The sequence below is a fragment of the Phaeobacter sp. SYSU ZJ3003 genome, assembly GCF_041300735.1.
Classification (GTDB): Bacteria; Pseudomonadota; Alphaproteobacteria; order Rhodobacterales; family Rhodobacteraceae; genus Phycobacter; species Phycobacter gallaeciensis_A.
This window is the reverse complement of sequence record NZ_PXNU01000010.1, coordinates 21,521-31,829: the sequence shown is the minus strand read 5'-3', so window position 1 is coordinate 31,829 and position 10,309 is coordinate 21,521. Positions and strand designations below refer to the sequence as shown.

The 10,309-nt window shown below is 60.3% G+C and carries 9 protein-coding genes; 5 read left to right on the top strand and 4 right to left on the bottom strand.

The genetic code is table 11. The features are described 5' to 3' along the window. Positions 1 to 104: 104 nt before the first annotated feature. Genes C6W91_RS05035 through C6W91_RS05020 form a run of 4 tightly spaced genes read right to left on the bottom strand, consistent with a single transcriptional unit; the run spans position 105 to position 4,000 of the window. Positions 105 to 899, bottom strand: a complete 795-nt coding sequence (locus C6W91_RS05035; protein WP_274840163.1) for a CoA ester lyase — start codon at positions 897 to 899, stop codon at positions 105 to 107. Continuing rightward, positions 899 to 1,738 (bottom strand): MaoC family dehydratase N-terminal domain-containing protein, encoded by an 840-nt coding sequence (locus tag C6W91_RS05030; RefSeq protein ID WP_065271390.1) that lies wholly within the window; start codon positions 1,736 to 1,738, stop codon positions 899 to 901. Before C6W91_RS05030 ends, C6W91_RS05035 begins: the two co-directional genes overlap by 1 nt. Before the next feature lies 1 nt (position 1,739). Then, positions 1,740 to 2,837: a CaiB/BaiF CoA-transferase family protein gene (locus tag C6W91_RS05025; RefSeq protein ID WP_065271389.1), complete on the bottom strand. Its 1,098-nt coding sequence runs from the start codon at positions 2,835 to 2,837 to the stop codon at positions 1,740 to 1,742. Beyond that, positions 2,837 to 4,000: an acyl-CoA dehydrogenase family protein gene (locus C6W91_RS05020; RefSeq protein WP_065271388.1), complete on the bottom strand. Its 1,164-nt coding sequence runs from the start codon at positions 3,998 to 4,000 to the stop codon at positions 2,837 to 2,839. Before C6W91_RS05020 ends, C6W91_RS05025 begins: the two co-directional genes overlap by 1 nt. A gap of 127 nt (positions 4,001 to 4,127) precedes the next feature. On the opposite strand from C6W91_RS05020, the gene C6W91_RS05015 reads away from it, so the two are divergent. The 5 genes from C6W91_RS05015 (at position 4,128) to C6W91_RS04995 (ending at position 10,236) form a co-directional block, all read left to right on the top strand. Next, positions 4,128 to 5,075, top strand: a complete 948-nt coding sequence (locus C6W91_RS05015) for a LysR family transcriptional regulator (protein WP_065271387.1) — start codon at positions 4,128 to 4,130, stop codon at positions 5,073 to 5,075. A 271-nt stretch (positions 5,076 to 5,346) separates the two neighbouring features. Next, entirely contained in the window at positions 5,347 to 5,994 is a 648-nt protein-coding gene (locus tag C6W91_RS05010) for a DsbA family protein (RefSeq protein ID WP_065271386.1), read from the top strand. 88 nt (positions 5,995 to 6,082) lie between these two features. Continuing rightward, positions 6,083 to 6,976: a LysR family transcriptional regulator gene (locus C6W91_RS05005; RefSeq protein WP_274866829.1), complete on the top strand. Its 894-nt coding sequence runs from the start codon at positions 6,083 to 6,085 to the stop codon at positions 6,974 to 6,976. A 489-nt stretch (positions 6,977 to 7,465) separates the two neighbouring features. Further along, positions 7,466 to 9,202: an ATP-binding protein gene (locus C6W91_RS05000; protein ID WP_274866828.1), complete on the top strand. Its 1,737-nt coding sequence runs from the start codon at positions 7,466 to 7,468 to the stop codon at positions 9,200 to 9,202. Positions 9,203 to 9,630: 428 nt separating this feature from the next. Then, entirely contained in the window at positions 9,631 to 10,236 is a 606-nt protein-coding gene (locus C6W91_RS04995; RefSeq protein ID WP_065271384.1) for an acyl-homoserine-lactone synthase, read from the top strand. Positions 10,237 to 10,309 lie beyond the last annotated feature (73 nt).

Genomic DNA, 10,309 nt, shown 5'->3' with positions numbered 1-10,309 from the left:
CGTCCGCTTTGACGCGGACCTTCACGTTATAGTCAATCACGCGTTTGACAGGCACGAGTACCTTCATGTTCAGACTTCCTTTCGCTTTGGGCGGAGGGGTGGGATCAGGCAGTTGCGAGCGCCCCAAGAATGGCTCGCGCGCGCAGGCGGACGGGTTCATCGACCATGGCGCCATCGACGGTCGTCGCGCCGTCGCCAGAGGCAAGGACCCGTTTTGCCCAGTGGATTTCAATCGCGGAGGGGGCAAAGGCGCGCTGGACCTCACCGACCTGCCGCGGATGGATGCAGAGTTTACCAGACATGCCGAGGGCGCGCGCATGGGCGGCATCCGCCTGGGTTTCGGTCAGATCGTCCAGCTGCGCGGTGACCCCGTCAATGGGTGCGCAGATCCCGGCCAGACGGGCGGCAAGAACCAACTCGCTGCGGGCGGGCAGCAGCACCTCGCGCTGATGTGCAGCACCGATGTCGGCGCAGAAGTCGATCGAGCCGAACACCAGATGTGTCACGCCGGGCACCGCCGCGATGTCGCGGGCCGCCGCCAGCCCTGCGGCGCTTTCGATCAGGGCCAGCAGCGCCACATCAGGGCCGAGCGTTTCGGCCAGATCGGTAATCAAGGCGGGATCTTCGGATTTGGGCAGCATGAGACCAGCCACCGGCAAGGATGCGACGGCTGCGAGATCGGCCGCGTGCCAGGGGGTGCGGGGGGGATTGATGCGTACAATGACGGGCAGCTCGGTGAAATCGCATGTCAGAGCGGCACGGGCGGCCTCCTTGTTGTCGCGTGATACCGCATCTTCGAGATCGAGTATGATCGCGTCGGTTCCGGACCGGGGTGCCTTGGCGAAAATGTCCGGCCGGTCAGCCGGAACGAACAACGGGGCGCGGATTGCGTCGGACATCACCATTGCGCCTGTGCCTCCATCGCGACAGGGCCACCGGGCGCGGCGGTCCACAGTCTGATCCCAGCCTCAGCCTCGGCGGCGCGCAGGCCAAGCCCTTGCGTGTCGTAGACAGGCGACAGGCTGCGGAAGCTGAAGCGGGCGGGCGCGGCGCCGCGCAGGTCGGCGGCGAATTGTGCCAGCAGGGTTGCCTGCATCGGGCCGTGTACTACCAGCCCGGGATAGCCTTCGTCCTCCTGGCAATAGGGGCGGTCGTAATGGATGCGATGGCCGTTGAAGGTCAGCGCCGAATAACGGAACAGCAATGTCGGCGTGGTGGCGATGTCGCGATTGTGGGGTGCTGCCGGGGCCGTCGCAGCGGGGGAGGGCGGCTTGGTTGTGCCGGTGGGGGCGCCGCGATAGACGATATCCTGTCGTTCCGTGATCAGATCGCCGCTATCGCTGTTGAAATGATGGCGCACGGTTACAAAGCACAGGTCTCCGCTGCGGCCTGTCTTCAAAGCAACATCTTCGATCACTGAACTGCGGGTGACAGTATCGCCGATGCACAGCGGCGCGTGAAATGTCATCTCTCCGCCCGCCCACATGCGCCGGGGCAGGGGCACGGGTGGCAGAAAGCCGCCGCGTGCCGGATGCCCGTCGAGCCCCAGGGTTGCCGATGGGGCCACCGGCTGACACAGGCAGAGGTGGATCATAGGGGGGGCTTCGGCGCCTTCATCAAGCGGTCCGTCGCGGTCAAAGGTGGCGTTGAAGCGTTCCACAAGGGTCGGCATCAGCACTTCGGAGCGGGTTTCCTCGTGGCCAATCCAACTGCGCAGGTGGTCAAGATCGATATTCATTTCAGGTCTCCTGTGGTCGGAGTGCGGGCACCGGACCATAATGCGGCGTCTCGCCATGCCAGATCGGGGCGGGCGCCGGGTAGGACACTACGCCGTTCGGCGTCTCGACCGAGATACGGCGCAGGTGCGGGTGGTTTGAGAGGCCTTCCATGTCGTTGACCGAAGCGAGGGCGACATCCGCCACGCGCAGGGCCTCGATGGCCTCGGCGCCAGTTCTGCGGGCGAATCCCCGGGCGACAAGGGCGTCGGTCTGATCCCGGTTCGCCACCCGCGCCACATTGGTGGCAAAGCGGGGATCATCGGCCAGATCGGGCTGATCGAGAAAATCGATGCAGAGTTTCTTCCATTCCCGGTCGCTTTGGATCGAGAGCAGAATCTGCGCGCCGTCGCCGGCTGTGAAGACCCCGTAGGGCGCGATTGACGGATGCGCCATCCCGATCCGCTTGGGTGGTTTGCCGCCTTCGTGGTTCAGCAGCGGCACGGTCAGCCAATCAGCCATGACGTCGAACATCGACAGCGATATCCGTGCGCCCTTTCCGGTCTTGTAACGCCGCAAGACCGCTTCGAGAACGGCGGAATAGGCGGTTGCCCCGGTGGCAATATCGACGATGGAAATGCCGACACGGGAGGGATCTGATGGCCCGCCGGTGATCGAGCACAGTCCGGATTCCGCCTGGATCAGCAGATCGTAGGCCTTGCGCTCTGCCATCGGTCCAGCTTCCCCATAGCCGCTGATCGAACAGGTGATAAGACGCGGGAAGTTCTCGGCCAGCCGATCAGGGCCAAATCCCAGCCGCTCCAGCGCGCCTGTCTTGAGGTTCTGGATCAGCACATCGGCATCGCTCAGCAACCGCTCCAGTACCGCCTTGCCCTCGGGCGCGGCCAGATTCAGCGTTACCGAGGTCTTGCCGCGGTTGAGCCAGACAAAATAGCTCGATTGGCCCTTTGCGACATCGTCATAACCACGGGCGAAATCTCCCTCGGGGCGTTCGATCTTGATCACCTCGGCGCCCGCATCCGCAAGGCGCGCAGTGCAGAAGGGGGCGGCTACGGCCTGTTCGATGGCCACCACCTTCAATCCTTCCAACGGGCGGCTCATCAGAACGACCTCGGCAGGCCCAGCACGTGTTCTGCCACGTAGCTGAGGATGAGATTGGTCGAAATCGGCGCCACCTGATACAGGCGGGTTTCGCGGAATTTACGCTCGACATCGTATTCGCAGGCAAAGCCGAAACCACCGTGGAATTGCAGGCAGGCGTTCGCGGCCTCCCAGCTGGCCTTGGCGGCGAGGTATTTCGCCATGTTCGCTTCGGCGCCACAGGGCTGGCCTTCATCATAAAGCCGACATGCCTTCTGCCGCATCAGGTTGGCAGCTTCGATTTCGACATAGGCTTCGGCAATGGGGAATTGCACGCCCTGGTTCTGGCCGATTGGGCGGCCAAAGACCGTACGTTCAGAGACGTATTGCGTCACACGGTCGGTGAACCAGTAGCCGTCCCCGATGCATTCGGCGGCGATCAGCGTGCGTTCGGCATTGAGCCCGGTCAGGATGTATTTGAAGCCCTTGCCTTCTTCGCCGATCAGGTTCTCCTCGGGGATTTCCAGATTGTCGAAGAACAGCTCGTTGGTTTCGTGGTTGACCATGTTGGGGATCGGCCGGACGGTCATGCCCGACTGCATCGCTTCCTTGATGTCGACAAGGAAGATGGACAGGCCTTCGGATTTCTTCTTTACCTCGGACAGCGGCGTGGTGCGGGCAAGCAGGATCATCAGATCCGAATGCTGGACCCGGCTGATCCAGACCTTCTGGCCGTTCACAACGTATTTGTCGCCTTTCTTGACCGCGGTGGTCTTCAGCTGCGTCGTGTCGGTGCCGGTGGTGGGTTCGGTGACGCCCATGGATTGCAGACGCAATTCGCCGCTGGCCAGTTTTGGCAGGATGCGGCGCTTCTGATCCTCGGACCCATGCCGCACAAGGGTGTTCATATTATACATCTGCCCGTGGCAGGCGCCCGAATTGCCGCCGGCGCGGTTGATCTCTTCCATGATAATCGCCGCTTCGGTCAGGCCAAGGCCGGATCCGCCGTATTCTTCGGGGATGAGCGCCGCCATCCAGCCGGCACGGGTCAGGGCATCGACAAACTCTTCGGGGTAAGCGCGGGCCTCGTCGACTTTGCGGTGATATTCATCCGGGAACTCGGCGCATAGCGCGCGCACCGCATCGCGGATATCCTGAAATTCGTCGGTCTGCTGCTGGTACATTTGGGGTCTCCGGTTTGAGCCTTGCGAAGTCTTCGCCATTGCTCTGGATATGCCCGGCTTGCCCTACATACATCAAATATCTATTAGTGCTTATAGGTATAACGTTTCTGTATATGGGGCGCGGATCGTGGATCTGAGACAGCTGCGATACTTTCTGGCTATCGTCGAAGAGGGTTCTTTTACTCGGGCAGCGCAGCGGGTGAATGTGGCGCAACCTGCCTTGTCCCTGCATGTGCGCAATATGGAAGAAGCCCTTGGAACGCCGTTGTTGCTGCGCGCGCCACAGGGGGTTACCGCAACAGAGGCCGGAGAACTACTTGCCCGTCGCGCCCGAACGCTTCTGATGGATCTGGAGCGCACCGAAGAAGATCTGCGCAGTCTGGGCCGGGAGCCGACAGGAACGGTACGTCTGGGGCTGCCGGGGACCATCAGCGGTATTCTGTCGGTGCCGCTGATCGCGCGGTGCCGCGCGCGCTATCCGAAGATTAAGATCGTCATCGCCGAAGCGATGAGCGGCTTTGTCCGCGAATGGCTGCTGGATGGCGGTGTCGATCTGGCGGTTCTATATGCTGAATTGCGGGAAGCCGGGGTGCGGTCAGAACCGCTGCTGGATGAAGAGCTGGTGATGCTGGCCCCGCCTGAGCACGCCGGGGCAAGGCCGACCCCGCTTGACCACCTTGCGGATATTCCGCTGATCCTGCCTAGCGGCGCGCATGGGCTGCGCGCCATGCTGGAGGAAAAGCTGCGCGCGAAAGGCATCTTGGTCGCGCCCGATATCGAAGTCGACAGTTACAGCAATATCAAACGGTTGGTTGAGCAGGGCTATGGGTGTTCGGTGTTGCCGTTCCACGCGGTGGCGCAGGAGGCTGCCGCCGGGCGCTTGTCGGTAAGCCCGTTCGACGCGCCGGGTCTTTGGCGCCGGACTTACCTAGCCCACACTACCGCGCGGCCGCTGACCCGCGCGGCATCGGCTGTCAGTGAAATCCTGACAACCGTTTCCGCAGAATTGATTGCTGATGGAACCTGGGCCGGGGCGCAACCAATTGCGACAAAGGCTGCGGATACCAATTCCTGAACGGCAAGACCTTTTGGCAACTGGGGTGCGCTTCCTGCCTGATGGGGAGACCTGTGGGCATTCTTGAAGCTGATGAGAGATTGTCTTTCGAATTTCCCGGTTAATCTTCCGGCGGGATCTGCGGATTGTCTTGCCTTCCCTTTGAAACCGTCAGCGAGGCCCGCGATGTTCGCTTCTCCCCTGCCATTTTACTCCCCCAATCGAACCGCAACCGCGCGCTGTCGCAGATTCGTCCGGGCGCCGCTGATTGGCACATCGGGGGGATGTTCAAATGAGTAGACCGATCAAGATCGAATTCTTCCACGACACGGTGTGCGCTTGGTGTTTCAATCTTTCATCCCGCCTGCGCACGGTAGCACAGGAAATCAACCTCGACATTCGTCACCGGACCTTCGTGCTGCAGGCCAGCCGCCAGGAAATGGCACAGCGTTGGGGCAGCCCTGAGGCGGCGCGGAGTACCATTCTGGATCATTGGCGCCATTGCCGTGCGGCCAGCGATCAGCCGGAACACATCAATATCAACGCGATGCGGGCGGCCCGTTTCGATTATCCCCATGGCATGAACGCGGCGCTCGCGTGCAAGGCGGCGGAAACTTTTGGTGGTCAGGCGCTGCACTGGGAGATGTTCGACCGGATCCAGCTGGCTCATCTGAGCGAAGCCCGCAATATCGCCGACCCGAAGGTGCTGGTGGATCTGGCGCAGGAACTGGGTCTGACCCCGGATCAGTTCAAGTGCCGCATGGAGGATCCGGCGGTGGCCCGGCAGGTCGACGCTGATCGGCATTTTGCCCGGGTGAACGGCGTGCAGGCCGTGCCGACCCTGATCATCGCTGCAACGGGCACGCGGTTGCTGACTGGTTCTGTCGATGAGTTGCGGTCGCATCTGCGCGTTGTCGCGCGGCAAGTGGAACATCTCTGAGCAGGCTACGCCCGGAGCGGCACGCGGGCAAAGCGCTTTGCAGAGCAAGCGCATCGTGTTTTATTTCTGGGAAGCAACGGAGAGAGCCATGGACAAGTTTGGTGTCATGCGGGCCTTCTGCCGCATTGTCGACCGTGGCAGCATGGCGCGCGCGGCTGAGGATCTGGGCGTGTCGTCCAGCTTGCTCAGCCGCGATCTGAAGCTGCTGGAAGAAAGCCTCGGCTGCAGGCTGATCACGCGCACCACCCGCAGCATGTCCCTGACCGAACACGGTCGGCTATATTACGAGCAGGCCGACCGCATCCTGCAGGCCGTTGATCTGGCCGAGCAGCAGGTGCGGTCTGGGGCGCAGGTGATGCGGGGCGAGTTGCGGATCAATGCGCCGCATTCCTTTGGTACGACGGTTCTGGCTGATTTGTTGCCCCGGTTCGCCAGTCGCTATCCTGACGTGCAGCTGTCGCTTGTGTTTGACGACAACGTGCTGGATCTGGTTCAGGGCGGCTTTGATGTGGCGATCCGCATCCGTGCAAGTCTGCCGGATTCGGGGTTGATCGCGCGCAAAATTATGCCCGTGCATCAGGGTGTTTTCGCCAGCCCCGAATATCTTGCAGATTGCGGCCAGCCTGAGGCTCCGGAGGATCTGAAAAGACACAGAACACTGTCCTATAGCCTTGCTGAAACTCCGCTGACTTGGGAATTTAATGGGCCGCAAAGACGGGTTACGGTGCCGATTTCCCCCCAGCTGCGCCTTGGCAGCAGCATTGTCCTGCGTGACATGATCAAGGCCGACATGGGGATTGGCAGCTTGCCGAATTTCCTGTCAGCCCCGCTTGAGGCGACGGGCCGGATTGTCCGGGTTCTGCCAGACTGGCACCTGCCAGAACGCACGGTCTACACGCTTGCCGCGTCACGCCTAAGCGCGGATGCTAAGGTGATGGCTTTCAACGATTTCTTGGCTGCGGAATTGGCGGATCGGCCCTGACAGCTAGCAAGGATGCAGTTGCGGCGCTCCTGGTCGGCGACCGGTCCAAATACCCGGGTTTCCGAATTGACCGTCACACTTCTGATCGTACCTAACGACAGGAGCGCCGCGTGACAGATAGCGGGGCTAAAGAGGGACTTGTGGCCCATAGAGTGAGCTCTCGGCACATATTTCAAGTCCGATGCTCAACACCCAGCACCCTACATCCGAAGCGAGACGTTCCGGTCACAATTTTCCCGGAAAAGGATGCGAGGGAGGCTTTGGAACGTCGCTTGGCGTCGGGATGCGCAGCCTGAGATTGCATCGATTGGCTGCAAATAGGCGATAATTCGCCGTATGCGCGAGTTATTTTGAACATTGGTCATCATTTGGCCGTAATCTCAACGTAGAGTTTTTCAGTTGCCCGTGGTCCGATGGGCGATTGAAGACCTTCGGCGTCCGTTAGCCATCACAAGGAACGAGGGAACGGGCAATGGAAGGAGGATGCGTATGTTTGCTTTGCCGCCAGACGTCAAAAGCGCCATAGCTACCCAGAACGATCTCGTCCGCGCGGATCTGCCATCCCGTTTCGCGTCCATTACGCTTGTCTCGCTCCTGTCCCTTTTCTTCGTGCCAATCCCAGTGGTGGCCACCATATATCTGGTCTATGGGCTGATCGAGATCATCGGTGTCTACGTCTACAAGAGGCTGAGTAAAGAGGTCACAATCGGTTCGGTCCTTCTGTTTGCCGGATCTGCCTTTGCTGGCGTCTGGGTCTTCAATGCGATCCCGCTGCTTCTGTTTCTTCAGTCAGAACCCTTTCCCAAGCTGATGGGTTCAATGCTGTTGATCATCGCGCTCAATCACAGTGTGGTGGCGCGCTCTGCCTGGATGTTCTTTGGCATTCTGACGGCGGTGCCGATCCTCTGCGTCTTTGGCTATATGATTGGTAGCTTCCTCTATAATTTCGCAAGCCCGGTGGAGATTGTGATCGCGACCATCGTGGTGGTTCTGGGGTCGGCTTATATGCTGCATGCCATGTGGGTGCAGCACCGGCTGACCGGCCGCCTGCGCGAGGCCTTGCGCGAAGCAGAGGCCGGAAGCCGTGCCAAGAGCCGGTTCCTTGCGGCGATGAGCCATGAGATCCGCACCCCTCTCAATGCAATTTGCGCCATGTCCGAATTGATCGAGGATGAACGCACTGACCGGCAGACGCTGCGTGAACGCACCCATCTGCTGCGTAAGTCTGCCCAGGCGCTGACCGGTATTCTGGACGATGTTCTGGATCATGCGAAAATCGAATCCGGACAGTTCGAGCTGAACCTGACAAATGCGGAGCCAAGATCCGAAATCTCCAGCGCGGTGGAAATGTTCCGGGCGCCCGCCGATGAAAAGGGGCTGCAACTGATCGTCGATATCGAAGACAACGTGCCTGCCTATGCGGAATTCGACGCGCTGCGTGTCCGCCAGATTATCGGAAACTTGGTGTCCAATGCGGTCAAATACACCGAGACGGGTCAGGTGCTGGTCGGGGCGCGCGGCGAACAGGTCGATGGTCAGACGGTTCTCACCGTTGAGGTGTCGGATACCGGACGCGGCATGACGCCGGATCAGACCGCACAGCTGTTCACGGAGTTCTACCGGGCAGAGGACAAGAACGCCCTTAGCGTGCCGGGCACGGGTCTTGGTCTGTCGATTGCACGGCGTTTTGCGCATATGATGGAGGGTGAAATCACAGTCAGGAGCAGCCCCGGCCGCGGAAGCTGTTTCACCTTTACATGCCCAGTCCGGGTTCTTGATAATTCGGAGATCGAGGCCCTGTCGCCGCAAACCCCGGATGAAGACCGAAGCGATCTTGGTGTTCGCTCGATCTTGCTGGTGGATGATACCGCGTCGAACCGGGTGGTGGTGCGTGCCTTCTTGAAAAACAGCGATGTTGAGATTGTCGAGGCAGGGAATGGTGTCGAAGCTCTGGCCTGTCTTGAGAAACAATCGGTGGATCTTGTGCTGCTCGACATGAAGATGCCGGTGATGGACGGGCGCGAAACCCTGGCGGAGCTGGCACGCCGTGGGGGTAGGATCGGCAATACGCCGGTGATCATGCTGACGGCCAACGCTGCGCCAGAGGATCAGGAATTGTTCCTCAAGCTAGGGGCGGCTGGGTATCTGGCAAAACCGGTCAAGAAGTCCGTGCTGCTATCTGAAATCCGAAGGGTTGCAACCGAACGCTTCATCCGCGCCGCCTGATGGCGCCCCGCTGGCCATGGCGCGCCGGGCGTTGGTCAGAGGCTCCGATCCTGAACAATGTCATGGGGAATGATCTGGTTCCGGTACTGAGCGTGCCTGCTGCCTGATCGTTCCGCCACGGTATGCAGGCCTGCTGGTAAAGTCTGCCCGCGTCCGACGGCGCTTTCATATTCTCTGAAATAGATCTGTCCGGTCGGACCTGTGCCGGTTTGTTACCTCGGCTTCGGCGGAACTGCGCCCATCCTTGAGCGGCCTTTAGAGAAAAGGCGCGTATAACGCGCACTTGCCTAAAAGTTGTGCGTGATGAGAGGGGTAACCCTCATCACGGTTAATTTAAAATTTACGATTTCTTGTGAAAGTTGATTCAAATTTGCTGAAAGTTTTCAGCGTCACATTGAGACTATGGAAAAAGGCGGCGGGACAGCCCGATGCAGTCGACAGAAATATCGTTCGACAACTTAGGAGAGACCGGTGCTTTGTTCACCGAGCTCCTGCGCGCGCGTTATCATCATTTTATCGAGGCGCGCGGCTGGGACCTGCCCAACGTGCGCGGGCTTGAGTTTGATCAGTATGATACCCCGGAGAGCATCTATTGTGCGATTCATGATGGCATGACGATCCATGGCGGTTTCCGGGTGACGCCCACCACCGCAAAATGCGGCAGCGCTAGCTATATGTTGCGCGATGCGCAACTGGGCCTGTTGCCGGATCTTCCTGCGGACATTCTGGATGCGCCCGCGCCACAGGACCCGAAGATCTGGGAGGTCAGTAGGGTCTTCGTCGATGATACGCTCAGCAGCCGCGAACGCATGCGTGTGCGCGGACAGTTGGGGGTGAGCTTTGCCCGGCTGGCCAAGGACTGGAACATTGATGCATTCCTTTGCCTGACCTCTGTTTCGGCTGCTTTGCTGACGCGTCAGGCGGGGATCAACATCACCCCGGCCGGATTGCGCTTCGAAATCGAAGGGGAAACCTGTCAGGCTTACCATCTTAAGGTCGATGCCAAGAGGCTGCGTCGCAGCCGAGCGGCATGATCCACAGCGGCAGGACTATGCGTCAGGGGCAGGACACTCTGCGCTGACTGTCTGATGACAGGCCCGCAGGGCA